The organism is Pseudomonas sp. UMAB-40, from assembly GCF_900095275.1.
In the GTDB taxonomy this organism is placed as follows: domain Bacteria; phylum Pseudomonadota; class Gammaproteobacteria; order Pseudomonadales; family Pseudomonadaceae; genus Aquipseudomonas; species Aquipseudomonas mandelii_B.
On sequence record NZ_LT607576.1, the window covers coordinates 1 to 25518 of the forward strand.

Here is a 25518-nt window from a genome sequence, read left to right on the forward strand (position 1 = left end):
GGTTACTTTTGAGGCGTTTGTCAAAAGTGACTCGCTGTAAGAGCGAAACCATAAGTCGCCGTTACCGAAAAAATGGATATGTACACCGAACACCGAACACCGAACACCGAACACAGAAAAAAACCGGAAACCCTAATCACCCCACCTGATACCCAATCATTCACCCCACGACCATCCCCCTCAGGTTAACAAAACATAACGTGGCGTCGATTGTCAGACCTTTCCAAACCCCGATAGGATAAGCCAGCTTCCGAAGGGGCTCTAGATTGCGCATTTCAGGACTATGCTCCAGAACAGGCAATCCCGATGAGCACCCCTTACGGCGCCCTGAAAGGTTGAATGACCTAACAATAATAATGGGGGAAGGTCTATGAGTGAGCCTGTCATGGGTGTGGGTATTTGCCGCCCGCCGGCATTACGCAAGTTCGCGTTGCTGGCCACAGCGCTCTCGCTGTTGGGTTGTGCCGTGCTGTCGGCTCCTGCGTTGGCCGCTGCGGCGCCAGCGTCCGACATTGTTTATGCCGTTGAATCCGCCAAAGCCAGCAAGAGCTTGATGCTCGACGTCGCGCACGCCGGCAAGCGCCTGGTGGCGGTTGGTGATCGCGGGCACATCCTGTATTCCGACGACCAGGGTGCAACCTGGGCCCAGGCCAAGGTGCCAACCCGCCAGTTGTTGACGTCGGTGTTTTTCGCCGACGACAAACACGGCTGGGCCGTCGGCCATGACGCACAGATCCTCGCCAGCGAGGATGGTGGCGCCACCTGGACCAAGCAATTCGAAGATTTGAAACGCGAATCGCCGCTGCTCGACGTCTGGTTCCAGGACGTCAACAGCGGCTTTGCCGTGGGCGCTTACGGTGCGTTGTTGGCCACCACCGACGGTGGCAAGCACTGGGAAGATGCCAGCGATCGCCTCGACAACGAAGACCAGTACCACCTCAACGGCATTGCGGCGGTCAAGGATGCCGGGCTGTTCATCGTCGGCGAGCAGGGCAGCATGTTCCGCTCCGCCGACTGGGGCCAGACCTGGGAAAAACTTGAAGGCCCATACCAAGGTTCGCTGTTCGGCGTAATCGGCACTGCTCAGGCCAACACGCTGCTGGCGTACGGATTGCGGGGCAATCTGTTCCGCTCCACCGATTTCGGCACCACTTGGGAACCGGTCGAACTCAAGGCTGCCCGCGGTGCGCTGGAGTTCGGGTTGTCCGGTGCAACGTTGCTCGACGACGGTTCCATTGTCATCGTCGGCAACGGCGGCTCGGTGATCCGCAGCAACGACAACGGCGAAACCTTCAGCGTGTTCAACCGCCCGGATCGCATTTCCGTTTCGGCAGTGACGGCAGCAGGCAACGGCAATCTGATTCTGGCGGGACAGGGCGGCGTTCGCGTCACCTCGCCAACCGGTGCAGAGAATGGCAAAAACGGGTCGTCCAAATGAGCCGGGCAAATAATAAGAAGGCGGGTCTATGACATCCTTGAGCAGTCATCACCAAGACAAGGCGACGTTTCTTGAACGCCTGATTTTCAACAACCGCCCGGCAGTGATCGTCATCTGCCTGCTGGTCAGCATCTTCCTGTTCTGGCAAGCGACGCTGATTCGGCCGTCCACCAGCTTCGAAAAAATGATCCCGCTCGAGCATCCATTCATTCAAAAGATGATGGAGCACCGCAACGATCTGGCGAACCTGGGCAACACGGTGCGCATTTCCGTTGAAGCCACCGATGGCGACATTTTCTCCAAGGAATACATGGAGACCCTGCGTCAGATCAACGACGAAGTGTTCTACATTTCCGGCGTCGACCGTTCCGGTCTCAAGTCGCTGTGGAGCCCGAGCGTGCGCTGGACCGAGGTGACGGAGGAGGGCTTTGCCGGCGGCGAAGTGATCCCTCAGAGCTATAACGGCTCCCAGCAAAGCCTCGACCTGTTGCGTAACAACGTGCTCAAGTCCGGCCAGGTCGGGCGCCTGGTGGCCAACGATTTCAAGTCGAGCATCGTCGACATCCCGCTGCTGGAGTCCTACCCGGACCCGCAGGACCAAGGCAAGTTGCTGGCGCTGGACTACCGCAAGTTCTCCCACGAGCTCGAAGAAAAGATCCGCGACAAGTTTGAAGCGCAGAACCCTAACGTGCAGATCCACATCGTCGGTTTCGCCAAGAAAGTCGGCGACCTGATCGATGGCCTGGTCATGGTGGTGATGTTCTTCGGCGTCGCCTTCATCATCACCCTGATCCTGCTGTATTGGTTCACCAACTGCATGCGCAGCACCGTGGCGGTGTTGAGTACGACGCTGGTGGCGGTGGTCTGGCAGTTGGGGTTGATGCACTTCTTCGGTTTCGGGCTTGATCCGTATTCGATGCTGGTGCCGTTCCTGATCTTCGCCATCGGTATTTCCCACGGCGTGCAGAAGATCAACGGGATCGCCTTGCAGTCCAGCGAGGCGGATAACGCCTTGACCGCCGCACGACGCACGTTCCGTCAGTTGTTCCTGCCGGGGATGATCGCGATCCTCGCGGACGCCGTAGGCTTCATCACGCTGCTGATCATCGACATCGGTGTGATTCGTGAACTGGCCATCGGCGCCTCCATTGGCGTGGCGGTGATCGTGTTTACCAACCTGATCCTGCTGCCGGTGGCCATCTCCTACGTCGGCATCAGCAAACGCGCCGTGGAACGCAGCAAGAAAGACGCACACCGCGAACACCCGTTCTGGCGCCTGCTGTCGAACTTTGCCAGCCCGAAAGTCGCACCGGTGTCGATCGTCCTGGCCTTGCTGGCCTTCGGTGGCGGCCTCTGGTACAGCCAGAACCTGAAAATCGGCGACCTTGACCAAGGTGCTCCGGAACTGCGTCCGGACTCGCGTTACAACAAGGACAACAACTTCATCATCAGCAACTACTCCACCAGTTCCGACGTGTTGGTTGTGATGGTCAAGACCAAGTCTGAAGGTTGCTCGCGCTACGAAGCCATGGCGCCGATCGACGAACTGATGTGGAAGATGCAGAACACCGAGGGCGTGCAATCGGCGATCTCCCTGGTGACCGTGTCCAAGCAGATGATCAAGGGCATGAACGAGGGCAACCTGAAATGGGAAACCCTGTCGCGTAACCCGGACGTACTGAACAACTCCATTGCCCGTGCCGATGGCTTGTACAACAACAGTTGCTCCCTGGCGCCGGTGCTGGTGTTCCTCAACGACCACAAGGCCGCCACTCTGGATCGCGCGGTGCATGCGGTGCAGGACTTCGCCAAGGAAAACAACAAGGACGGCCTGGAATTCATCCTCGCGGCGGGTAACGCCGGCATCGAGGCGGCCACCAACGAGGTGATCAAGGAATCCGAGCTGACCATCCTGATCCTCGTCTACATCTGCGTCGCGACCATGTGCATGATCACCTTCCGTTCCTGGGCGGCGACCTTGTGCATCGTGCTGCCGCTGGTGCTGACCTCGGTGCTCGGTAACGCCCTGATGGCCTTCATGGGCATCGGCGTGAAAGTCGCGACCCTGCCGGTCGTGGCGCTAGGGGTGGGGATTGGCGTGGACTACGGCATCTACATCTATAGCCGTCTGGAAAGCTTCCTGCGTGCCGGCCTGCCATTGCAAGAGGCCTACTACCAGACGCTTAAATCCACCGGTAAAGCCGTGCTGTTCACCGGCCTGTGCCTGGCGATCGGCGTGTGCACCTGGATCTTCTCGGCCATCAAGTTCCAGGCCGACATGGGCCTGATGCTGACCTTCATGCTGCTCTGGAACATGTTCGGCGCGCTTTGGCTGCTGCCGGCGCTGGCTCGCTTCCTGATCAAGCCGGAGAAACTGGCGGGGCAGAAGGGCAACTCGTTGTTCGCGCACTGATCCCTGGCTGAAATAGAAAAGCCGCAACCTGGGTTGCGGCTTTTTTACATCTGAGGATTCACACAACCCTTTGTAGGAGCCGGCTTGCTGGCGATGGTGTGTCAGGCACATTGATGTCGACTGACACACCATCGCCAGCAAGCCGGCTCCTACAGGGGATTGCGTTGGTTAAGAGGGATCCGTGCCGAGCACGACGTTCAGCGCACTGCGCGCATCGTCGAGCTGAACGAGGGTCGCATGCCGCGCACCCAGCGCATCGCGGTTCTCGATCGCTGTAAGGATCGCTTTGTGCCTAGGCAGCGCCAGTTCATGCAGGTTCGGCCGCTGGTTGGAATGCTTCAATGCTTCGGCGATTGCCACCGACAGCATGTTGCACAGGTTGGCCAGTAGATCGTTGTGGGTCGCATCGGCGATGCGGCTATGGAAATCCAGGTCCGGCTGCAACAGCGCTTCAGGCGTCGGCGCGGCTTCCATGCGTTGGTAGGCTTCACCGATGGAGGCGATGTCCGCATCGGTTGCGAACTGCGCGGCGAGGGCGGCAGCAGCGGGTTCGATGATGCTGCGCACGCTGGTCAGTAAATCGAAGAACTCATTCTGCGGACTGCTTTGCATCAGCCAGTGCAGCACATCCGGGTCGAGCATGTGCCATTCCTTGCGCTGCTTGACCACGGTGCCGACCCGCGGACGGGAATACACCAGGCCTTTGGCAACCAGCACCCGGGTGGCTTCGCGCAGCACCGGGCGGCTGACCGCGTACTCCTCGCACAACAGGGCTTCGGCGGGCAGTTTGTCACACGGTTTGAAGCGCCCGGAAACGATCTGCATGCCCAATTCCTGGACGATGCGCGAGTGCATGCTTTTGCGGTCGGAGGGTTTGCGGTAATCCATGGGGAACGGCGCGATCCTGTGCGATGGAGATGCCGCGCATGATAACAGGCGCGGCGCAATCTTGAGGCAAGTGCAAATCAAATGTGGGAGCGAGCTTGCTCGCGATGGCGGTATGTCAGACACCATAGATGTTGAATGTCAGGCCGCTTTCGCGAGCAAGCCCGCTCCCACAGGGGGATTTGATTAGTGAGAGTGGCGGGGCACTTCGGAGCCGCGGCAGCCGACCAGGAAGTCGAAATCGCAGCCCTGATCCGCTTGCAGCACATGGTCGATGTACAGCTGACGATATCCACCCACGATCAGATTTTGCGGCGGTTGCAGATCCGCCATGCGCGCCGCCAGTTCAGCGTCCGGGATGTCCAGGTGCAAACGCCCGTTGGCGCAATCGAGCTCGATCCAGTCGCCTTCCTTCACCGTCGCCAGAGGCCCGCCGGCTGCTGCTTCCGGGGCCACGTGCAAAACCACGGTGCCATATGCCGTGCCGCTCATGCGCGCGTCGGAAATGCGCACCATGTCCGTCACGCCCTGTGCCAGCAGCTTGGCCGGCAAGCCCATGTTGCCGACTTCGGCCATGCCCGGATAACCCTTCGGCCCACAGTTCTTCATCACCAGAATCGAGTTGGCATCGACGTCCAGTTCCGGATCGTTGATCCGCGCCTTGTACATGTCGAAGTTCTCGAACACCACCGCCCGCCCGCGATGCTGCATCAATTCGGCACTGGCTGCGGATGGCTTGAGCACTGCACCGAGGGGCGCGAGGTTGCCGCGCAACACGCAGATGCCGCCGTCGGCGCGGATCGGGTTGTCGAGGGTGCGGATCACTTCGTCCTGGCCGTAGATCGGCGCGTCCTTGGTGTTCTCGCCGAGAGTCTTGCCGTTGACGGTCAAGGCGTTCGGGTTGGGGATCAGATTGGCTTCACCGAGGCGGCGCAATACCGCTGGAAGGCCGCCGGCGTAGTAGAACTCTTCCATCAGGAAGCGCCCGGACGGTTGCAGGTCGACAATGGTTGGCATGCCGCGACCGATGCGGGTCCAGTCATCCAGGTCCAGCTCGACGCCGATGCGACCGGCGATGGCTTTCAAGTGGATCACGGCGTTGGTCGAGCCACCGATGGCGGCGTTCACGCGGATGGCGTTTTCGAAGGCTTCCTTGGTCAGGATCTTCGACAGCCGCAGATCTTCACGGACCATCTCTACCGCACGCATGCCGGACATGTGCGCCAACACATAACGCCGCGCATCCACCGCCGGAATTGCCGCGTTGTGGGGCAGGGATGTGCCCAGTGCTTCGGCCATGCAGGCCATGGTCGACGCCGTGCCCATGGTGTTGCAGGTGCCGGCCGAACGGGACATGCCGCCCTCGGCCGCGAGGAAATCGTCGATGGTGATGGTGCCGGCTTTCACCTGTTCGCTGAGCTGCCAGACCACGGTGCCGGAACCAATGTCCTGACCTTTGTGCTTGCCATTGAGCATCGGCCCGCCGGTCACGACGATGGCCGGTACGTCGCAACTGGCCGCGCCCATCAGCAGCGCCGGGGTGGTTTTGTCGCAGCCGGTGAGCAGAACCACGCCATCAATCGGGTTGCCACGAATCGCTTCTTCAACGTCCATGCTCGCCAGGTTGCGGGTGAGCATGGCGGTGGGGCGCAGGTTCGATTCGCCGTTGGAGAACACCGGGAATTCCACCGGAAAACCACCGGCCTCGATCACGCCGCGTTTGACGTGCTCCGCAATTTGGCGGAAATGCGCGTTGCACGGGGTCAGTTCCGACCAGGTGTTGCAGATGCCGATGATCGGCTTGCCGTGGAACTGGTGGTCGGCGATGCCCTGATTCTTCATCCAGCTGCGGTACATGAAGCCGTTCTTGTCGGCGGTGCCAAACCATTGGGCGGAGCGCAGGTTGGGTTTCTTATCAGACATGATCGATTCTCTTATTGTATGACTATATTGTTCGAGCTAAGGCGTAACATAAGCGCAATTTCGCCGCTTTGGAAGTGTTGTTGGTTAATTAGTATTACTATATAGTCGCTTTCAACGGAGGGATGGCCCTGGCTGTTTTCAGCGAGAGGCGTCCCCCGAGGTTCTATAACAACAACAATCGGAGACCGATCTCATGAGCCAGGAACTGCGGCTTATTCGTCGCATCACGCTGAAACTGATTCCCTTCCTGATCCTGCTGTACCTGATCGCCTATGTGGATCGCTCCGCCGTGGGGTTCGCCAAACTGCACATGGGCGCCGACATCGGCCTGGGTGACGCGGCCTATGGCCTCGGCGCAGGGTTGTTCTTCATTGGCTACTTCCTGCTGGAAATCCCCAGTAACCTGATGCTCGACCGCTTCGGTGCCCGGCGCTGGTTCGCGCGGATCATGGTCACCTGGGGCGCCATCACCATCGGCATGGCCTTCGTCCAGGGGCCGCACAGCTTCTATGTCATGCGCTTTCTGCTCGGCGCGGCCGAAGCCGGGTTCTTCCCAGGCGTTCTCTACTACATCACCCAATGGTTCCCGGTTCGCCATCGCGGCAAGATCCTTGGCTTGTTCATCCTTTCTCAGCCCATCGCGATGATGATCACCGGCCCGGTGTCCGGCGGCTTGCTCGGCATGGACGGCATTCTTGGTCTGCACGGCTGGCAGTGGCTGTTCATCGTCATCGGCACCCCGGCGATCCTGCTGACCTGGCCGGTCCTGCGTTACCTGCCGGACGGCCCCCAGCAAGTCAAATGGATGGACCAGGCCGAGAAAGACTGGCTGACCGGCGAGCTGAAAAAGGACCTTGAGGCCTACGGCCAGACCCGTCACGGCAATCCGCTGCACGCCCTGAAAGACAAACGCGTGTTGCTGCTGGCGCTGTTTTACCTGCCGGTGACCTTGAGCATTTATGGCCTGGGCCTGTGGCTGCCGACGTTGATCAAACAGTTTGGCGGCACGGACCTGGTGACCGGTTTCGTGTCATCGGTGCCCTACATCTTCGGGATCATCGGGCTGCTGATCATTCCGCGCAGTTCCGACCGCCTGAATGATCGTTACGGCCACCTCGCCGTGCTTTACGTGCTGGGCGCCATCGGCCTGTTCCTCAGCGCCTGGCTGACGGTGCCAGTACTGCAACTTGCGGCGTTGTGCCTGGTGGCGTTTGCGCTGTTTTCCTGCACCGCGGTGTTCTGGACCTTGCCGGGGCGTTTCTTCGCCGGCGCCAGTGCCGCTGCCGGGATCGCATTGATCAACTCGGTGGGCAACCTGGGCGGCTACATCGGTCCGTTCGTGATCGGTGCACTGAAGGAATACACCGGCAACCTGGCCTCGGGGCTGTACTTCCTGTCGGGGGTGATGGTGTTTGGGTTGGTGTTGACCGGCGTGGTGTATAGGTTGCTTGAACGTAAGCATGTTCTGTCGGCCGACCAGTTCGCCGCCAGTGCCCGAGGCGCGACCCGTACCTGACACACATTTTGTGATCCCCACAGGGGCCAGTGGTGTTTTGAATAACAGGAGAAAATCCATGCGTTTAGTGCAGTTCGAACTGAGTAACGGCGAGCGTCGCGTAGGCGTCGTCGAGGAGGGGCTGATCCGCGAAGTGCAGGATGCGCGCACCGTCCGGGACCTGGCCCTGGCGGCGATCGAGGCAGGCGTCAATCTGCAGCAGCAGGTGAAAGCCCTGGGCCTGGGCATTAGCCATGACTACGCAGAGCTGCTGGCCCAACTGCGGATCCTCCCTCCGCTGGATCACCCGGACCCGGCGCACATGCTGGTCAGCGGCACGGGCCTGACCCATCTCGGCAGCGCTTCGGCCCGGGACAAGATGCATCAGCAGGCCGGCGACGAAGCCGCGATGACCGACACCCTGCGCATTTTCAAATGGGGCGTGGACGGCGGTAAACCGGCGGCCGGGCAGGCCGGTGTGCAACCGGAGTGGTTCTACAAGGGCGACGGCAGCATCGTCGTGCGTCCGGGCCAGCCATTCCCGCTGCCACCCTTTGCCGAAGACGCGGGGGAAGAGCCTGAACTCAGTGGTCTCTACGTCATCGGTCACGACGCCAAACCGTATCGCCTCGGCTTCGCGGTGGGCAACGAGTTCTCCGACCATGTGATGGAGCGCAAGAATTACCTCTACCTGGCGCATTCCAAATTGCGCAGTTGCAGCTATGGCCCGGAACTTCGCGTCGGCGAACTGCCGCAGCATCTGGCCGGCACCAGTCGTATCCTGCGTGACGGTGAAGTGCTGTGGCAGAACGATTTCCTCAGCGGCGAGGCCAACATGTGCCACAGCCTGGAGAACCTCGAGTATCACCATTTCAAATACAGCCAGTTCCTGCGTCCGGGGGACGTGCACATCCATTTCTTCGGCACTGCGACCCTGTCCTTTGCCGACGGCATTCGCACCCGACCGGGTGATGTGTTCGAGATCAGTCAGGCCGAGTTCGGCGCACCGTTGATCAACGGGATCGCACCGGTTGAAGCAGCGTTCGAGCCCGGCACCGTCGGCACCCTTTAAAGGAGACACCCATGACCCGGATTCTTGGTCACAACTACATTGGCGGCCTGCGCAGCGCGACCGGCACCGTCAAACTGCAGAGCGTCGATGCCAGCACCGGCGAAGCCTTGCCTCATGATTTCTTCCAGGCCACGCCTGAGGAAGTCGATGCGGCGGCCAAGGCCGCTGCGGCGGCTTACCCGGCTTACCGCAGCCTGAGCGCTGAACGTCGCGCGCAATTTCTCGATGCGATTGCCGATGAACTCGACGCCTTGGGCGATGACTTCGTCGCGGTGGTCTGCCGCGAAACGGCATTGCCGGCCGGACGTATTCAAGGCGAACGCGGGCGCACCAGCGGGCAGATGCGTCTGTTCGCCAAAGTGCTGCGTCGCGGTGATTTCTACGGCGCGCGAATCGATCAGGCCTTGCCGGATCGCCAGCCGCTGCCCCGTCCGGACCTGCGTCAATACCGCATCGGCCTTGGGCCCGTCGCGGTGTTTGGTGCGAGCAACTTTCCGTTGGCGTTCTCCACCGCAGGGGGCGACACCGCGTCGGCGCTGGCCGCCGGTTGCCCGGTGGTATTCAAGGCTCACGGCGGCCACATGGCCACTGCCGAACTGGTCGCTGATGCGTTGATTCGCGCGGCGGAAAAAACCGGCATGCCGGCCGGTGTGTTCAACATGATCTACGGCGGCGGAGTCGGCGAAGCGCTGGTCAAACACCCTGCGATTCTGGCGGTCGGTTTTACCGGTTCACTGAAGGGTGGCCGCGCGTTGTGCGACATGGCTGCCGCACGTCCACAACCGATCCCGGTGTTCGCCGAGATGTCGAGCATCAACCCGGTGATCGTGTTGCCGCAGGCATTGGACGCTCGGGCCGACACCGTCGCCCGTGACCTGACCGCTTCGGTGGTGCAGGGTTGCGGTCAGTTCTGCACAAATCCCGGTCTGGTCATCGGGATTCGCTCGCCGCAATTCAGCGCGTTTGTGCAGCAGGTGGCAGGCCTCATCGGCGATCAGCCGGCGCAAACCATGCTCAATGCCGGGACGTTGGGAAGCTATGGCAACGGCCTGCAAAAACTCCTTGCTCACCCGGGCATCGAGCATCTGGCCGGCAGCCCACAGCAAGGCAATCAGGCGCATCCGCAGTTGTTCAAGGCTGACGTCAGCCTGTTGATCAATGGCGATGCAGTGCTGCAGGAAGAAGTGTTCGGCCCGACCACGGTGTTTGTCGAAGTGGCGGATCAGGCGCAACTCAGTGCCGCGTTGAACGGCCTGCACGGGCAGCTGACGGCGACGATCATTGGTGAGCCGGCGGACTTCGAACAGTTCGGCGAGCTGACGGCGTTGCTGGAGCAAAAGGTCGGACGGATCCTGCTCAATGGCTATCCGACGGGCGTTGAAGTCTGCGATTCGATGGTCCACGGCGGGCCGTACCCGGCAACTTCCGATGCGCGCGGCACATCGGTGGGCACGTTGGCGATTGATCGCTTCCTGCGGCCGGTGTGTTTCCAGAACTATCCCGACAGCCTGCTGCCAGAACCGTTGAAGAACGCCAACCCGCTGCGAATCCAGCGTCTGGTGGACGGCAAGTCTTCCCGCGACGCCCTCTAACAGCCAAGCACAATCCCTGTGGGAGCGGGCTTGCCCGCGATGACGGACTAACCATCAACAACAATGTTGACTGTTCAATCGCTATCGCGGGCAAGCCCGCTCCCACAGTATTTAGTGTCATCAGCAAGTTTTGTGACCGGCACAAACCCGCCCCCACATTGAGCTATCATTGCGTCTTTCCCATTCAAAGATTGACTGCCATGACTGCCGCAACCGACACCTTGCTCGCCACCCTCGAACACTGCGATATGGTGGAAATCGACGGGCTGCACGCCTTCGAATTCTCCCTCGATGAAGACGACAATCTGCACATCGAATGCCTCGACGGTCGCGTGTCAAAACACTGGGAGTTCACCCCGGCCGAGGTCGAGGCCGCAACCTTCGATCCAACCCTGCAAAGCTGGCTGATCACCGGTGCTTCCGGCGAGCACCGGTTGGTGTGCATGACCGCATTTCGCGGTGATGACGACGAGGAAGAAGAGCGTGAGGATGCATAAGCTCTGGCCATTTTTGATGGCCGGCAGCATCGGCGCGATGGGCATTGAGGCTGCATCGGCCGACGACTATCAGTTGCTGGTCGGTTCCTACACGGCGGGGCAGAGCGAGGGTATTTATCGCCTGAATTTCGACAGCGCCACCGGGCAGATCAACCCCAAGCCGCTGCAAGTGGTCACCAGTGAAAATCCGTCGTGGCTGACCGTTTCCAAGGATCAGCAGCGCCTGTTCGTGGTCAACGAAAACGGCCCCGGCCAGAAAGATCCGGTCGGGCGTGTCAGCAGTTATTCGATCGACCCCAAGACCCATGCGCTGAGCCTGATTAATCAGGTGCAGAGCCTGGGCAACGAGCCGACCCATTCGAGCCTCAGCGGTGACGCCAGTCATTTGTTCGTCAGCAACTATTCGGTGGTTGAAGATCCGGGTGGCACGCTGGCGGTGTTGCCGGTGGGCGCCGATGGCACGCTCAAGCCGGTGGTGCAGCTGAGCAGTCACCCGTCGAGCCGGGTCAATCCCGAGCGGCAGATGTCGGCGCATGTGCATTCGACGGTTTCCTCGCCGGACGGCAAGTACGTGTTCTCCAATGACCTGGGCGCCGACAGGATTTTTGTCTACCGCTTCGATCCGAAGGCCAACCCGCAGCTGCCGCTGGTTGCCGCCACCCCGGCGTCCGTCCAGTTGCCCGCCGGCAGCGGGCCGCGTCATTTGCTGTTCAGCGCCGATGGCAAACACGCCTGGCTGACCATGGAAATGAGCGCGCAGGTTGCGGTGTTCGATTACCAGAACGGCAAGCTTGAGCAAACCCAGATGGTTGATCTGGCCGCGGGCCAGCCTGTCTCCGACAAGGCCGCCGCTGCGCTGCACGCCTCGGCCGATGGCAAGTTCCTCTACGTCAGCAACCGTGGCACCGCCAATCAGCTGCTGGTGTTTGCCATCGATCCTGCGACCGGCCACCTCAAGGAGCTGCAGCGTCGTTCGGTGGAAGGTGATCACCCGCGCGAGTTCAGCCTCGACCCGAGTGGCCAGTTTTTGCTGATTGCCAATCAAAAGAGCAACCAGATTGTCGTGGTCGAACGCGATGCCAAGACCGGTCTGTTGGGTAAAACCGTACAGAAACTGCCGATGGATGCCCCGAGCGACCTCAAGTTCCTGGTGCGTCATTAGGCCGCAGGCCCCGGTTGATGGGGCCTGCATCCTTGTATTAATGAGGCTGATATCTGCTAATGCTACAAAAGATTTCAAGGCGCCAACCACGAGGGTTAAGTTTGCTCCACGGCCCCACCGGGCAAGCAAGCCAACTGAATCCGAGGAATACCGCCATGAACTTCAATCTCTTCTCCGTCATCGCCGCTTCTGCCATCTCCGCCACCGTTGCTCTGCCAGCCAGCGCCAGCGTTGAAATCAGCGACAAAAAATCCCACACCCAGAGCTACACCCAGAAATACCTGCAACAGAGCGCCAACTTCTACGCGGCACTGGATCACAAGACCCAAGCCTGAAATTCAAGCCCTGCACCTTTTATGCAGGAGCGAAGTCACTTGCGCCGATCGGGCTGAAAAGCGTCGAGAAACCTGAGTGATGTCGCTCCTGCATAACGCGTTTACGACAGCATCACATTGCCATCAATCAAGCGCTTGATCTCACATAGCCACGCGTTTAGATTTGACGCTGAGTTTTTGACTCCTTTTCTAATAACAAGGATCGACAGCATGGCGATGCGTCTGGCAGTGGTTCTTCTGTTTCTCTATTCCACCCCCATTCTTTCGGCTGCCCAGCCCGTTCCAGACGAGCCGGATGCGGCCCGCGAGCGCTTGATGAGTTTTATTGAAGACTGAAATAGACTGGCTTAATGATTAACGAAGCTGATGGTGACTATGGAAAACCCTGAGTGGTTGTCACCGCTTTTTTGATCGATTCTGTGGGCTCTGAAACATGCCCACGGAGAACACCATGGCCAGCTCAATCATCACTTCTGCCAAATACGGCGCCTACCTGGCCATAGGTCTTTACGTGGCCCTGGTCTTGGTCGTCAGCGTTTCGTCTCAATTGCAGCACACCGTTGAAGCACCCATTCAGGTCGCTTATCCCGCCATCCAGTTCGAACACCGCGCTCAAAACGTGCAGGTCGATCACGAGGACTTGGCGGGAGTGGCGGGGGCATGAAAGGGGGCAAACTCTGGGTCATCGCCTTCTTGGCGTTCATGACCAATGGCGCATCCCTGTTGGGGATAGGGCAGGGTTCAGCAGGTTCCGTTGCGCGGTCCATCGAAGCCAATCACAACCTGGCGCGAAACATTGAAACCGCAAAATCGCTTGGGCTGCTGGCAGGCAATCCGCCTATCAAGCGCCAAGACGATTTTTTCGGGCCGTTCCAGGTGGATTGCTCGGTGCTGGAAATGTGTGAAGTGTTCGCCTAAGAGCCAGCGGCCACTGAGATCCATTGTGGCGAGGGAGCTTGCTCCCGCTGGGCTGCGAAGCAGCCCTAAAACCTGCAACTTCAGCAAGATCGCGTCAGCCGATTTACGACTGCTGCGCAGCCGAGCGGGAGCAAGCTCCCTCGCCACAGGGGGTGTTCGATTACTTCTGCATCACGCCTACAAACAACGTCGACTCCAAAAACCGCTGCAACCACGCCTGCAACCGCACATAAGGCGTCTGCCCGAACCACTCGCGATCGACATGGGCGAATTGCCGTATGAACGGCATCAATGCCACATCCGCCAGACTCGGATGCCCGCCCAGCAAGTAGTCGCGTCCCTCCAGCAACTCATCCAGCTTGCGCAAGAACACCTCACCCGCAGCACGATAGGTTTCCATCGGCTGCTCGGGGTAACGCTCGGCGTACTTGTAGCGATTCAGATGCACCTTGAACGCCTGATCGTTCTCTTCGATCAACGCGACCATCAGCTGTTGCCCGGCAGAATCATCCTTGAGCAACCAGTCCTGCGGGTCGTTCTGCGCCAAGGCCCAGTGCATGATCGCCAGGCTTTCATCGATCACCTGACCGTCGACACTCAGCACCGGGACCGTGCCCTTGGCCGAGAGCTCGAGCATCTCGGCAGGCTTTGCTTTCAGGCTGACCTCGACAATCTGTACCGCAACGCCTGAATAGCGCAGGGCCATGCGCGCTCGCATGGCGTAAGGGCAGCGGCGGAACGAGTACAGCGTGTTCATTTCACCTCCAGGGTACTCAGGCCATTGCCTTGGCGATGAACCTGAATCTGCACCGGGATCCGCTCATGCATTTCCTGCACGTGGGAAATCACCGCGACCTTGCGGCCCTGGGCTTGCAAGCCATCCAGTGCGTCCATGGCCAGTTGCAGGGATTCCGGATCGAGACTGCCAAAGCCTTCGTCGATGAACAGCGATTCGATTTTCAGTGTGCTCGAAGCCATAGACGCCAAGCCGAGCGCCAGGGCCAGCGACACCAGGAACGTCTCGCCGCCCGACAACGAGTGCACCGAGCGCAGCTCATCGCCCATCTCGGTGTCCATCACCAGCAAACCGAGCATGCTGCCGCCGCGTTTCAGGCGATAGCGCCGCACCAGTTGGCGCAATTGCACGTTGGCGTGATGCACCAGCAAGTCGAGGTTGTAGGCCTGAGCGATCTTGCGGAAGGTGTCGCCGGTCGCCGAGCCGATCAACGCATTCAGGCGAGCCCAGCGTTGATACTCGCTGTAGGCGTCGGCGATCTGCTGCGCCAGGGCTTGGTTGGCATTCTGCCGACGCTGATCCTCGGCCTGTTCGGCACGCAGTTCGGCGCACCGGTGTTCGCTGGCGGCGAACAGGTTTTGCAGGTCTGTCAGAGCCGTGGCGAGTTGTTCGGCGTCGAGATTGCCATTGTGTTGCGCCTGATGATTGAGCAGGCGCTGATCCCGTTCCTGCAAGCGCACGTTGGCCTGTTCGATGGCTTTTTCGCTTTGCTGCAAGTGCTGTCGCAGTTCGCTGATTTGCTGGTCGTCGACGCTCAGCAGCGCTTCCAGTCCGCCATCGTCGAGCTCTGGATGCAAGGCGCGCCAGTCGGCAATCTTTGCGCTCAGGTCGCGGTCTTCGGTTTCCAGGGCCAGCAGGCGCTCTTGTCTGGCTTTGAGTTCAGCGGCCAGTTCGACTAACCGCGTGCGCACGGTTTGCAGTTCCTGATGGGCCGTTGCCTGGGCATTGCGCGCCTGTTCGACGGCTTGATCCAGTCGCTGTTGCCAGTGTTCGGCGCTGCTGTGTTCGCCCAGCAATTGCGTCAGCCGTTCCTGGCAAGCCTGCTGTTGCTCGGCAAGGACGGTGAATTGCTGTTGCGCCGCTTCCAGTGCCTGGGCGCGGGCCAGTTGGCGGTCCTGTTCTTTTTCCAGTGTCTGTTGGCGTTGTTGCTGTTCACTGAGCTCATCGCGTTGCTGATCGAGTTGCTCCAGGCGCTGGGCGATCTGCCGGTCGAGTTGCATGAAGGTCGCGGCGGGTTCGTTGCGCAAGGCCTCCAGTGTCTCGCCCGGGAGCAGGGTGCTGAAGGCGCTCAGCTCTTCGTCCAGGCGCTGGCGATCACTGCCCAGCTCACGCTGTTGGTTACTCAAGTGCTGCGTCGCTTGCTGGCTTGCCGCTTCGGCACTGCGCAGTTGTTGCTGAAGGCGAGCCGCGTCCTGTTGCAAGGTGAGCAGGGCGGTTTGCCGTTGTTCATCCTGGGTGATGCTCTGGTTCAACTGGCTGTTTTGCTGCGCCAGCCAACCGTCTCGTTTGCTCGCGTCCTGAGCCAGCAGTTGCGTCGACAACGAATGCGCTTCGAGGCTCGGCGTCAGGCCTTGTTGCTGGGTGGCGAGTTGCTCTTGTTGCTGCAACAGTTCTTTTTGCTGAGCGATCAAGCCGCCGACTTCGCCACGCAAATCGGTGAGTTTCTCTTTCAGCAGGTCAACGGCCTTCTGCGCGTTGGCCTGCTCGCTTTCATCGTGGCGACCGAGGCTTTGCAGTAACGCTTCGGGTTGATGATAAGGGTGGTCGGGGCTGCCGCAGACCGGGCAGGGCTGATCGTCCTGCAACTGTGCGCGCAGTTCTTCGACGCTGGCGCTGCGGGCCAGACGCTGACGTTCCAGTAGTTCGCGAGTGACGGTGAGGGTCTGTTCGGCGACGACCAGGTCGTTCTTGGTCTTCACACCGTCCTGGGTCAGGCGATCACGTTCCTGCTGAGCGCTGAGCTGGCGTTGCGAAAGCTCGGCGCTGCGCTTGTCGATCTCCTGCTGGCTGGCCCACAGCCGTGTCAGTTCTTCAAACGCCCGCAGTTGTTTGCGGTTGTCCTGCAACAGGTTGCCCAGCAGCTGGATCTGTTCGGCCACGGCTTCGGGCTCGGCACCGGCCTCTTTATAAAGCACTTCCAGATGCTGCTTTTGAGCCGCCAGTTCTTCGCCGGCACGTGCGGCGCTTTGCTCAAGGGCTGCCAGTTCAGCCTGGCCCTTGTTCAAGCGATTGCCGATCAGCATCAGCTGTTGCAGGCGATCACGGTAGGCATTCCACGCCTCGCTCAACGGCGCTAAATGCGTGCTTTGCTCAAGCTCCCCGGCAATCCGCTCCAGACGTGCAGCCACCTGTTTTTGTTGCTCGAGCAGGCCCTGAATCGTGTTCTGCCCTTGAGTGCTGGCCAGTTCCGCCTGTTGCTTGTGCTCTGCACTCACACTGACGTCTTTGACCAGCCGGGCGAGGGTGCTTTGCTCTTCAAAGGCCTGGCGCAGCAACGGAGCTTTTGCCGTGTGTTGGCGTTGGGCTTCGACCAGCGCGGTCTGCGCAGCGCTCAAGCTCTGTTCGAGTTGCGCCTGCCGCTCGCTCAACTCGGCTTGCTGTTGGGTGTGCTGCTGAATCTGCGCCGCCAACGGGGTGAGCTGGGTGGTGAGTTCAGTCTTGCGGGCGAACTGGTGCCGTTGCGGGGCCAGTTGCTCCAGGCGAGTCAGCTTCAACCGCTCGCCGGCCAGGCTTTCCCAATGCTGCCGGGCGCTGGTCAGCTGTTCGGTGGCGCTCTGTTGCTCGTCCTGCAATTGCCGCAGGTCCTTGAGCCAGGTGTGCTGCAATTCAAGCTGTTTGAGCTGCGCTTGCTGGGTCTTGAGTTGCTGCTGCGCCTCGTTGAAGCGCTCATCCAGCTCAGCCCGGGCTTCGGGGGACAGCGGCGTCACGCCCGTGGCCTGGTCCTGCAACAGCTTGTGCGCTTCACGCGCCTCTTTGGCCTTGTCGAAGGCCCGGCGACCGAGGCGGGTGTAGAGCGCGGTATCGGTGAGCTTTTCCAGCAGTTCGCTGCGTTCGTTGTCGTTAGCCTTGAGGAAGGCACTGAACTCACTCTGGGCCAGCAGCACGGCGCGGGTGAACTGTTCGAAGTTCAGGCCCAGCACGGCTTCTAGCTGGGTTTTGAACTCGACTTTCTGACTGGCCAGCAACTGATCCTGATCGATGTCGCGCAGACTCTGACGGCTGGCTTGCAGCTTGCCGCCGGCCTTTTCCCGGGCGCGATTGGCTTCCCAGCGCGCGCGGTAACGACGACCGTCGATGCCGACGAAATCCACTTCCGCATAGCCTTCGCCGGTGCCACGACGCAGCAAGGTACGCGGGTCGCCGGTGCTGATTTCGCCATCGGCGTCCGGTGCCTTGGCAGACACCTGGGCGTTGCTCAACCGAGGAACGGTACCAAACAGGGCGAGGCACAAGGCGTCGAGCAAGGTGCTTTTGCCCGCGCCGGTCGGCCCGGTGATCGCGAACAGGCCGGCACTCGCCAGCGGTTCAGCGGTGAAGTCGATTTCAAAGGGCCCGGCCAGCGAGGCGAGGTTTTTCAGGCGGATCGCGAGGATCTTCATGGTTGTTCGCTCTCCATCTGCACATCCTGCAACAGCTCGGCAAAGTCCTTCAGCGTTTGCTCATCGACCTCGCTGCCGTAGCTGTCCTGCCAGGCGCGACTGAACAGCTCCTGAGGCGTGAGCTGGTCCAGTTCAATCAACGTGGTGCCGTCATCGACACCTTCGCGACTGCCGTTGCCGCCATAGTCGGCGGCGATGCGCACCAGGCGCACGGCTTTGCCTTGCAGGGCGCTTTCCACCTGGTGGCGCAAGTCGGGTTGCGGTTCGTCGAGACGCACGCGAACTTCCAGCCAAGGCTGGCGCTGGATGTCGGCCAGCAAGTCGATATTCGGCAGGTCGGCCAGTTGCAAGAGGATTTCGGCCAGCGGCGCCGGGCCGATGCGTTGCAGGTTGACCGCGCGGGGGATCAGTTTTGGCTCGACGCTGACCAGGGTCTCGCCGTCGAGTGTGACGTCGAGAATCTGATGCTGATAACCGATTTCCGAGAACGACAATGGAATCGGCGAGCCGCTGTAGCGGATGCGCTCTTCACCGTTGACCTTCTGCGGCTTGTGCAAATGCCCCAGCGCGACGTAGCTGATGCTCGGCCCGAACAGGCTGGCGGGCAAGGCTTCAGCGTTGCCGATGATCAGGCTGCGCTCGGAGTCTTCCGAAACGGAACCACCGGCCATGTGCGCATGGCTGATGGCAATCAGCGCCTGGCCAGGCTTGCGCTTGGCATTGGCCGCTTCGATCAGCCACTCGTGCACCTGACCGATGCCGCGCAGGTAGTTGTCACCCAACTGTGCGCCAGTCACTTCGGCAGGGCGCAAAAACGGCAGCGCCAGGCACCAGCCGGCAATTTCGCCGCTGGCATCTGGCAACGGCAGTAACAGTCGTTCGGCGTCCAGTTGACCGTCGTCGAGCCACAGCACGCGGCCGAGCGCATGGGTGCGCAAACGGCGCATCAACGGCGCGGGCAGTTCGATCCGTGAGCCGGAGTCGTGGTTGCCGGCGATGATCACGATGGTCAGCAGCGGTTGCTGCTCGTGGGCGCTGACGATGAATTCGTAGAGGCGTTCCTGGGCTTTGACCGGCGGGTTGACCGTGTCGAAGATATCGCCGGCGATCAACAGCACATCGGGCTGATCCAGCTTCAGCTGGCGCAACAGCCATTCGAGAAAACAGCCGTGCTCGAAATCGCGGTCCTGACCGTGCAGGTTCTGCCCAAGGTGCCAGTCGGAGGTGTGAAACAGACGCAAGGCGAACTCCGTAGGAAATAAGGTAATGGCCGCGTGGAAAATGAGGGCGGCGAAAGGGGAGAGAGTTTACTGGCAAACACACCGGATGTGGGCAGCGTCACAACCCAGTAGCAGCTGCCGAGCAGCGCGAGGCTGCGTTCGGCGACGAAGTCGTCGTAAAACCTGCGTATGCGGTCATCCTGATACACCGCATGCGCTGATTTTACGACTGCTGCGCAGCCGAACGCAGCCTCGCGCTGCTCGGCAGCTGCTAAAGGGTGTGTGGTGGCAGTGATTATTTCGGGTAAAGCGGCGGCAGCCCGCTGTCACCCACCGGATCCTGAACCCGTTCGGCAATCGGGATCGCCTTGATCGCCCGCCACAGATCTTCGCCTTGCCAGTGCTGGCCGGTTTCGCTGTAGAGCGCGCCGTTCAAGCCGTCCAGCGCATCGGACAAAGGCACGAAGCGGGCGGCCATGTCGGCCAGGGTTTCCGGCTGTTGCCGGGCCCAGGCGTCGAGGGCCTGGCGGGTGGCGTGGGAGTCGTTGGCCTGGCAGGCGCGTTTGAGTTCGTCGAGGACGGTGCGTGGGCTCGGGCCGGTCTGCGCGGCACGCAGGATTGCCGGTTGCCAGCGGGCGCGCCACCAGAGTCCGAAACCCAGCAACGTGGTGCAGGCCAGAATCAATGTGCTGAGTTTCCACTTCCACAAGGTTTCACTGTCGACGCCGGTATTCACTTGCGCGGTGTTAGCCGGTGTATCAATCACCAGGCTTGGATTGTTCGCCACTTGCAGGGTTCGGGCCGGCAGGCTGCTGTGTTCCAGGTGATCTTCGAAGGTGTTCCACCAGACCACTTCCACCGCAGGCAACTCGATGGCACCACTGCGGCCCGGCACCAGCGCTTCACGATCTTCACGGCTGCCGATCAGGCCGCGCTCGGTGCTTTGGTTGCTCAGCACCGGTTGATCCGGGTAGCGGCGCAGTCCATTGACGTCGGTGGCGGGCAGCGGCGGCAATTGGGAGCTGGCCAGGCCTTCGGCCTTCAAGGTCAGACTACGAGTCAGCGAATCACCTACCTGCGCATGGTCCGGCTCCGGGTTCCAGCTTTCGCTCAGGCTCAGGCTGCGGGCCGGCAACCAGGGGAGGTCGGCAGGGTAGGTAATGGGTTTGGCCTTGACCGTTAGCAGAATAGGGGTGGAGCTGACACGCATCAGTTTCCCGGACTTCGGAGCCTGGGTGGCGTCCTGGGTGGGCTGGGCGTCGACGAGCGTGGCGCTGAAGATCTGCGCCGGAATAGTCAATTCGCCGCTGTGTTGCGGATAGATCGCATAACGCATTTCGATCACGCCGTGGCGCAGGCCGTTGATGGCTTTCTCGTAAGTGCGCGACTCACCCAGTTGTTCGATTCGCGCATCGGGAATCTGCAACGGGGTCAGGCTGCTGTCGTCGTACAGCGACACCGAATGATAGATGCGCAAGGTCAGGATGGCCTGGGCCTGCACGTAAACACTGGACTGGTCGAGGCTGGCGTCGATGAACACCGGGGCCAGTTTGTTCGCGGTGTCCTGGGTTTCGCTTTCGACCACTTGCACGGTAATCGGCTGGCTCTGGACGTCGCCCAGCTGCAGCGGTGGAATCGTCACGCTGCCGTTTTCCTTGGGCAGCAAGGTGATGATCCAACGTGTGGTGGCGCGGTTGTCGCCGTTCAGGGTGGTCAGTTGGTTAACCTGGCGGGTGCCACGCACTTCGAACAGCGGTTCCAGCGGCGCCAGGTCAGGCTTGCCGAATTGGGTGACGTCGTTGGATTCCAGGGTCAGTTCGACCGTCTCGCCGGAGTTCAGACGACTGCGATCGACACTGGCGACCAGCGCCGCCGCGTTGGCCTGAACGGTGCAAAACAGCAGGGCGAGCATGAAAAGGGTGAAGCGGGTCATCGCGTTTTTTCCTGATCCTGATGTTGTTGCTGTTCGTACCAGAATTTGCGCCTGAGCAATTCACCCGGGTCATCCGGGATCTTGCGCAGCCATTGCTCCAGCGCCTGACGCTGTTCGCCATCGATATTGTCGCTGGCTGGCCGCATCGGTGGTGTGGTGCTTTGCTCGTCCCCCAGTTCGCTGCCCGGGACTTCATTGGAGCCCGGTTTCGGCGGCGTTGTGGCCTGTTGTCCGGCGTCCGGCGTGGTCTGTCCGGCGTCGGATTTCGGATGGTTGTTGTCCGCAGGTTGTGTGGCGGCACCCGGTGGCGTTTCCTGCTCGGTGTCCTTGGTCTCGTCATCGGCGGATTTCTGCGGCTCAACCGGTGGCGGTGCGTTTTTCTGTTTGAGCAGACTTTCTACCAGCGCCTTGTTGGTCTGCGCCGGGCGCAGATCCGGTTGACGTTCCAGTGCCTGATCGTAAGCGTCCAGCGCCGCTTCCAGCTCACCGCTTTTGGCCAAGGCGTTGCCACGATTGTAGTGGGCGTGCGCATCGTTGCCCTCGGCGAACCGCTGGGCGGCGCCGCTGTAGTCACCAGCCTCATACAGCGCGACGCCTTGCCACTGCGGATCCTCAAAATGCTGCGAAGCCTTCGCCGGATGCCCTTGCCGGAGCAGATGCAGGCCCCGTTGATCGGGGCGCAACCACAAGTCTTCAAAGTCGAAGGCATAGCTAGGTTGCGGCAACAGGAACAGTAAAGGCAGGCAGAACAACCAGCCACGGCGACCGGCGCACGCCGCCAGCAGCAACAGAGGCAGCAGCAACCAGTAACCCTCATCGGCCCAGGTGTCCAGGCGCAAGGTCTGGCCGTCGTTGCGCAGGGTGCGTGGACCGTCAAGCAGGCCGAGCCCGCGCAGGTCGGTATCGCCCAGTCGCGCTGGGCGATAGCGTCCGCCGAGGTCGTTGGCAAAGGCTTTCAGGCTGGGACTGTCCAGGCGCGGCACCAGAATCGCGCCCTGGTCGTCCTTGAGGAAACTGCCGTCCTCTTGCGCAACCGGCGCACCTTCGGCGGTGCCGATGCCGAGCATCAGGAACTGCGTCGATTTTCGGTCCAGTGCCTGGCGAATGCCTTCACGTTCCAGGTCCGTCAGGGTGGAACCGATCAACAGGATCCGGCCTTCACCCAAATCCCCCTGATTCAGCAGTGCCAGGGCCTTGGTCACCGCGAGGTCCGCGCGATGGCCTGCTTCGGGCATCAGCGAAGGCTTGAGCGCATCGAGCAGATTACGGCTGGTCGACAGGTCATCGGACAGGGGCACCAGGGTGTGGGCGCTGCCGGCATAGACGACGATTGCAGTCTGGGCGTCGCTGCGCACTTGCAGCAGGTCTAACAGTTTGCGTCGTGCCTGTTCGAGTCGGTTCGGCGCCACGTCGGTGGCGAGCATTTCCGGGGTCAGTTCAAGCACGACCACCAGCGGGTCGGCGGGTTTCTGACTGATTTGTTCGACGCGCTCCCAACTCGGCCCCAGCAAGGCAAGGACGGTCAGTACCCATGCCACGCCGAGGACGACCCACGGCAACTTGCTGTCGCGACCGTTTCCACCGCTCAGCAAAGCCGCGTGGAAGGCCGGTGGCAGGATCATCTGCCAGCGCCCGGCGCGTTTTTGCCGGTGCCAGAGTTGCCAGAGCAGCCAGCCCAGCAGCGGCAACAACAGCAGCCACCAGGGGCGAAACCAGTACGGCCACAGCGCACTCATCGGCGCCTCCGCAGACGCAGGCGTTTGAGCCGCTGGCGCCAGTCAGGCAGTTGGGTTTGCAAAAACAGGTCCTTGGTAAACAGCCGTTGCAGTGGGTTGTCCGGCCAACGCTCGCGCACCACCAACAACATGCTCAACAACAACGCCAGTGCCAAAGGCCAGTGATACAACGCCTGCGCCGGGCGAGCCTGGGTCGGTTGTTGAGTCACTGGCTCAAGTGTGTCGAGGGTGTCCTTGATCGACTGCAGCTCTTTGCCATCGTGGGCGCGGAAGTACTGACCGCCGGTGGCTTGGGCGATGGCCTTCAACGCCGGTTCATCGAGGTCCAGGCTCGGATTGACCCCGAGGAAACCCAAGGTGCCGCTTTGCTCCGGGTCGGCGCCGATGCCGATCGGGTAGATCTTCACGCCTTCTTTGGCCGCCAGCCGCGCCGCCGTGAGCGGGTCGATTTCACCGCCATTGTTGGCGCCGTCCGTGACCAGGATCAGCACGCGGCTCTGGGCTGGACGCATGCGCAGGCGTTTCAGGGCGAGGCCGATGGCGTCGCCGATGGCGGTGTTTTTGCCGGCGATGCCGATTCGCGCTTCGTCGAGCCACACGCGCACGGTGTGCCGGTCGAACGTCAAGGGCGCTTGCAGGTACGCCTGGCTGCCGAACAGGATCAGGCCGACGCGATCGCCGTCGCGACGTTCAAGGAAGTCACCGAGCAAGTGCTGAACCAGCGACAGTCGGCTGACGTCTTCGTCCTGCCACTGCATGTCGGGGAAATCCATGGAGCCGGACACGTCCACGGCCACCAGCAGATCGCGACCACTGGCGGCAATCGGCAGGGGGTCACCCAGCCATTGCGGGCGCGCCGCCGCTATCAGCAACAACAGCCACAACAGGATGAACGGTGCTTGCTGGCGCCACGCCGGCAGGTTGGCCCGGGCACGGCGGCGGGCCAGGCCTTCGAGGTCATTGAGGAAACTGACTTTGAGCGCCGGTTCGCCGCTGTCGGCCACCGGCAGCAGAACGCGCATCAACCAGGGCAGCGGCAGCAGGGCAAAGATCCACGGCCAGGCGAACTCAAACATGTTTGCGAATCCAGGTATCGACGGCTTGAGTGAGGCCGGCGATGGCCTTGTCGTCGAGTTTGCATTCGGGTTTGTAGGCGCCTTCGACCAGCACCATCCAGCGGGTCAGGCCGGCTGCCGGGCAACGGTTGTCGAGGAACGCCAGCCACTTGCGCCCGTTGAGGGTATGGCTCTGACTGTAGGGGTAATGGTTGCGGCACAGGCGTTTGAGCAAGCCGTTAAGCTGCTGCAACCAGGCGCCGGCCGGTGCGCCGTCGTAGGGTTTTGGCATCTGCGCCAGTTCGGCCAATGCGGCGATACGCACCGGGTCCAGCGGTTGTTCGGCGCGCACGATCGGGCGTTTGTCCGGAATGAGTCGCCGCGCCTTCCACAGGCCAAAACCGATCAGCGGCAGCAACAACAGCAACAGCCACCAGCCGGGCGCGGGTGGCCAGAATTCGATGGGCGGCGGGGAAATCAGCGGTTGCAGTTGATCGAGGCTGCTCATCGACCTTTCCCCGGTTTCTGTGGGTTCAGGTACTCGCGCAGCTGTTCAACCATCTCGCTCTGGGTGCTCAGCGGCATCAGCAATACCCGCAGCTTTTGCGCGAGCAGTTCCCAGCGGGCGATGCGGGCTTCGGCCTGGGCGCGGTAGGTCTGGCGCAGGTCGAAATTCAGGGTGTCGAGTTCCAGTTGCGCGCCACGTTCGGCGAAGCGCAGCAAACCGGCGGCGGGCAGGGCGTGATCCAGCGGGTCGGACAACGGCAGCAGCAACAGGTCGCAATGGCGCGACAACAGACTCAATTGCTGTTCAGCACCTTCGGTCAAGGCGCGTTCATCGCAGATCACGATGACCAGGCTGCCGGGGCGCAGCACCTCCCGCGCCCGACGCAGGGCCATGTTGAGGGAATCACGGTTCTGCTCGCTTTCGGTGTGCAGCGACTGATTGACCCGCACCAGACGGTTAAGCAGTTGCAGCAGGCTTTGTTTGCTGCGCCGGGGCTTGATCTCGTAGTGCTCGTTGTCGCCGAACACCAGCCCGCCGACCCGGTCGTTATGGCCCAGGGCTGCCCAGCCGATCAGGCTCGCTGCCTGGGCGGCCAGCACTGATTTGAACATCATCCCGGAGCCGAAAAACAGCCGACGGCTTTGCTCGACCATGATGAAAATGGGCCGTTCGCGTTCTTCGTGAAACAGCTTGGTGTGGGGCTCCTGGGTGCGGGCGGTGACGCGCCAGTCGATGGTGCGCACGTCGTCGCCGGCCTGATAAACCCGCACCTGATCGAAGTCCACGCCACGGCCGCGCAGCTTGGAGTGGTGCAGGCCGATCAGCGGGCTGCGCTGGCTCGGCGTGGAAAACAGCTGCACTTCGCGCACGCGATGGCGCATCTCGATCAGCTCGGCGAGACTGACGCGGATGCCCGGCTCGGGCGGCAGGAGGGCGTTCAT

21 protein-coding genes are annotated in these 25518 nt (G+C 61.3%); 11 read left to right on the plus strand and 10 right to left on the minus strand.

Annotated features, from left to right (window positions below; genetic code table 11):
* Positions 1–370 precede the first annotated feature (370 nt).
* Both K0F88_RS28250 and K0F88_RS28255 read left to right on the plus strand, forming a co-directional pair.
* On the plus strand, positions 371–1438 hold the full coding sequence (locus K0F88_RS28250) for a YCF48-related protein (protein ID WP_219097415.1): 1068 nt from the start codon (positions 371–373) through the stop codon (positions 1436–1438).
* 28 nt (positions 1439–1466) lie between these two features.
* Positions 1467–3851 (plus strand): RND family transporter, encoded by a 2385-nt coding sequence (locus K0F88_RS28255; protein ID WP_219097416.1) that lies wholly within the window; start codon positions 1467–1469, stop codon positions 3849–3851.
* Between the two features lie 168 nt (positions 3852–4019).
* Here K0F88_RS28255 and K0F88_RS28260 read toward each other — a convergent pair whose 3' ends face one another.
* On the minus strand, positions 4020–4739 hold the full coding sequence (locus K0F88_RS28260) for a FadR/GntR family transcriptional regulator (RefSeq protein ID WP_094467649.1): 720 nt from the start codon (positions 4737–4739) through the stop codon (positions 4020–4022).
* Between the two features lie 183 nt (positions 4740–4922).
* A complete protein-coding gene (locus tag K0F88_RS28265) occupies positions 4923–6659 on the minus strand; it encodes an IlvD/Edd family dehydratase (RefSeq protein ID WP_219097417.1) in 1737 nt (578 codons plus the stop codon).
* A gap of 193 nt (positions 6660–6852) precedes the next feature.
* Here K0F88_RS28265 and K0F88_RS28270 point away from each other — a divergent pair, with 193 nt between their 5' ends.
* The 9 genes from K0F88_RS28270 (at position 6853) to K0F88_RS28305 (ending at position 13730) form a co-directional block, all read left to right on the plus strand.
* Complete coding sequence (locus K0F88_RS28270; RefSeq protein WP_219097418.1) at positions 6853–8175, plus strand: MFS transporter; 1323 nt, start codon at positions 6853–6855, stop codon at positions 8173–8175.
* 58 nt (positions 8176–8233) lie between these two features.
* Positions 8234–9226, plus strand: coding sequence for an AraD1 family protein (gene araD1, locus K0F88_RS28275; RefSeq protein ID WP_219097419.1), 993 nt, complete (start codon positions 8234–8236; stop codon positions 9224–9226).
* A gap of 11 nt (positions 9227–9237) precedes the next feature.
* Positions 9238–10818 (plus strand): aldehyde dehydrogenase (NADP(+)), encoded by a 1581-nt coding sequence (locus K0F88_RS28280; protein ID WP_219097420.1) that lies wholly within the window; start codon positions 9238–9240, stop codon positions 10816–10818.
* A gap of 200 nt (positions 10819–11018) precedes the next feature.
* The gene (locus K0F88_RS28285; protein WP_094467643.1) at positions 11019–11315 is read left to right on the plus strand and encodes a DUF5629 family protein; all 297 of its coding nucleotides are present in this window, start codon (positions 11019–11021) and stop codon (positions 11313–11315) included.
* On the plus strand, positions 11302–12477 hold the full coding sequence (locus K0F88_RS28290) for a lactonase family protein (protein WP_306823157.1): 1176 nt from the start codon (positions 11302–11304) through the stop codon (positions 12475–12477). The genes K0F88_RS28285 and K0F88_RS28290 overlap by 14 nt, the downstream gene beginning before the upstream one ends.
* 155 nt (positions 12478–12632) lie before the next feature.
* Positions 12633–12812, plus strand: a complete 180-nt coding sequence (locus K0F88_RS28295; protein ID WP_094467641.1) for a hypothetical protein — start codon at positions 12633–12635, stop codon at positions 12810–12812.
* A 210-nt stretch (positions 12813–13022) separates the two neighbouring features.
* Positions 13023–13148 (plus strand): hypothetical protein, encoded by a 126-nt coding sequence (locus K0F88_RS32635; protein ID WP_255141673.1) that lies wholly within the window; start codon positions 13023–13025, stop codon positions 13146–13148.
* A 115-nt stretch (positions 13149–13263) separates the two neighbouring features.
* On the plus strand, positions 13264–13476 hold the full coding sequence (locus K0F88_RS28300) for a hypothetical protein (protein WP_094467640.1): 213 nt from the start codon (positions 13264–13266) through the stop codon (positions 13474–13476).
* The gene (locus tag K0F88_RS28305; protein WP_094467639.1) at positions 13473–13730 is read left to right on the plus strand and encodes a hypothetical protein; all 258 of its coding nucleotides are present in this window, start codon (positions 13473–13475) and stop codon (positions 13728–13730) included. The genes K0F88_RS28300 and K0F88_RS28305 overlap by 4 nt, the downstream gene beginning before the upstream one ends.
* A 160-nt stretch (positions 13731–13890) precedes the next feature.
* Here K0F88_RS28305 and K0F88_RS28310 read toward each other — a convergent pair whose 3' ends face one another.
* The 8 genes from K0F88_RS28310 to K0F88_RS28345 form a co-directional block, all read right to left on the minus strand.
* The gene (locus K0F88_RS28310; RefSeq protein ID WP_219097422.1) at positions 13891–14487 is read right to left on the minus strand and encodes a glutathione S-transferase; all 597 of its coding nucleotides are present in this window, start codon (positions 14485–14487) and stop codon (positions 13891–13893) included.
* The gene (locus tag K0F88_RS28315) at positions 14484–18125 is read right to left on the minus strand and encodes an AAA family ATPase (protein ID WP_219097423.1); all 3642 of its coding nucleotides are present in this window, start codon (positions 18123–18125) and stop codon (positions 14484–14486) included. Before K0F88_RS28315 ends, K0F88_RS28310 begins: the two co-directional genes overlap by 4 nt.
* Entirely contained in the window at positions 18122–19366 is a 1245-nt protein-coding gene (locus tag K0F88_RS28320) for an exonuclease SbcCD subunit D C-terminal domain-containing protein (protein WP_219097424.1), read from the minus strand. The genes K0F88_RS28315 and K0F88_RS28320 overlap by 4 nt, the downstream gene beginning before the upstream one ends.
* 274 nt (positions 19367–19640) lie before the next feature.
* Entirely contained in the window at positions 19641–21278 is a 1638-nt protein-coding gene (locus K0F88_RS28325; RefSeq protein WP_219097425.1) for a BatD family protein, read from the minus strand.
* Positions 21275–23014, minus strand: a complete 1740-nt coding sequence (locus K0F88_RS28330) for a tetratricopeptide repeat protein (protein ID WP_219097426.1) — start codon at positions 23012–23014, stop codon at positions 21275–21277. The genes K0F88_RS28325 and K0F88_RS28330 overlap by 4 nt, the downstream gene beginning before the upstream one ends.
* Positions 23011–24090: a VWA domain-containing protein gene (locus tag K0F88_RS28335; protein ID WP_219097427.1), complete on the minus strand. Its 1080-nt coding sequence runs from the start codon at positions 24088–24090 to the stop codon at positions 23011–23013. The genes K0F88_RS28330 and K0F88_RS28335 overlap by 4 nt, the downstream gene beginning before the upstream one ends.
* Entirely contained in the window at positions 24083–24577 is a 495-nt protein-coding gene (locus K0F88_RS28340; RefSeq protein ID WP_219097428.1) for a DUF4381 domain-containing protein, read from the minus strand. The genes K0F88_RS28335 and K0F88_RS28340 overlap by 8 nt, the downstream gene beginning before the upstream one ends.
* The gene (locus tag K0F88_RS28345) at positions 24574–25518 is read right to left on the minus strand and encodes a DUF58 domain-containing protein (RefSeq protein ID WP_219097429.1); all 945 of its coding nucleotides are present in this window, start codon (positions 25516–25518) and stop codon (positions 24574–24576) included. Before K0F88_RS28345 ends, K0F88_RS28340 begins: the two co-directional genes overlap by 4 nt.

Bases quoted from the DNA above. Each gene is read 5' to 3' on its own strand.
- K0F88_RS28250 (WP_219097415.1), top strand. From the start codon at position 371: ATGAGTGAGCCTGTCATGGGTGTGGGTATTTGCCGCCCGCCGGCATTA.
- K0F88_RS28255 (WP_219097416.1), top strand. From the start codon at position 1,467: ATGACATCCTTGAGCAGTCATCACCAAGACAAGGCGACGTTTCTTGAA.
- K0F88_RS28260 (WP_094467649.1), bottom strand. From the start codon at position 4,739: ATGGATTACCGCAAACCCTCCGACCGCAAAAGCATGCACTCGCGCATC.
- K0F88_RS28265 (WP_219097417.1), bottom strand. From the start codon at position 6,659: ATGTCTGATAAGAAACCCAACCTGCGCTCCGCCCAATGGTTTGGCACC.
- K0F88_RS28270 (WP_219097418.1), top strand. From the start codon at position 6,853: ATGAGCCAGGAACTGCGGCTTATTCGTCGCATCACGCTGAAACTGATT.
- araD1 (WP_219097419.1), top strand. From the start codon at position 8,234: ATGCGTTTAGTGCAGTTCGAACTGAGTAACGGCGAGCGTCGCGTAGGC.
- K0F88_RS28280 (WP_219097420.1), top strand. From the start codon at position 9,238: ATGACCCGGATTCTTGGTCACAACTACATTGGCGGCCTGCGCAGCGCG.
- K0F88_RS28285 (WP_094467643.1), top strand. From the start codon at position 11,019: ATGACTGCCGCAACCGACACCTTGCTCGCCACCCTCGAACACTGCGAT.
- K0F88_RS28295 (WP_094467641.1), top strand. From the start codon at position 12,633: ATGAACTTCAATCTCTTCTCCGTCATCGCCGCTTCTGCCATCTCCGCC.
- K0F88_RS32635 (WP_255141673.1), top strand. From the start codon at position 13,023: ATGGCGATGCGTCTGGCAGTGGTTCTTCTGTTTCTCTATTCCACCCCC.
- K0F88_RS28300 (WP_094467640.1), top strand. From the start codon at position 13,264: ATGGCCAGCTCAATCATCACTTCTGCCAAATACGGCGCCTACCTGGCC.
- K0F88_RS28305 (WP_094467639.1), top strand. From the start codon at position 13,473: ATGAAAGGGGGCAAACTCTGGGTCATCGCCTTCTTGGCGTTCATGACC.
- K0F88_RS28310 (WP_219097422.1), bottom strand. From the start codon at position 14,487: ATGAACACGCTGTACTCGTTCCGCCGCTGCCCTTACGCCATGCGAGCG.
- K0F88_RS28315 (WP_219097423.1), bottom strand. From the start codon at position 18,125: ATGAAGATCCTCGCGATCCGCCTGAAAAACCTCGCCTCGCTGGCCGGG.
- K0F88_RS28325 (WP_219097425.1), bottom strand. From the start codon at position 21,278: ATGACCCGCTTCACCCTTTTCATGCTCGCCCTGCTGTTTTGCACCGTT.
- K0F88_RS28330 (WP_219097426.1), bottom strand. From the start codon at position 23,014: ATGAGTGCGCTGTGGCCGTACTGGTTTCGCCCCTGGTGGCTGCTGTTG.
- K0F88_RS28335 (WP_219097427.1), bottom strand. From the start codon at position 24,090: ATGTTTGAGTTCGCCTGGCCGTGGATCTTTGCCCTGCTGCCGCTGCCC.
- K0F88_RS28340 (WP_219097428.1), bottom strand. From the start codon at position 24,577: ATGAGCAGCCTCGATCAACTGCAACCGCTGATTTCCCCGCCGCCCATC.
- K0F88_RS28345 (WP_219097429.1), bottom strand. From the start codon at position 25,518: ATGAACGCCCTCCTGCCGCCCGAGCCGGGCATCCGCGTCAGTCTCGCC.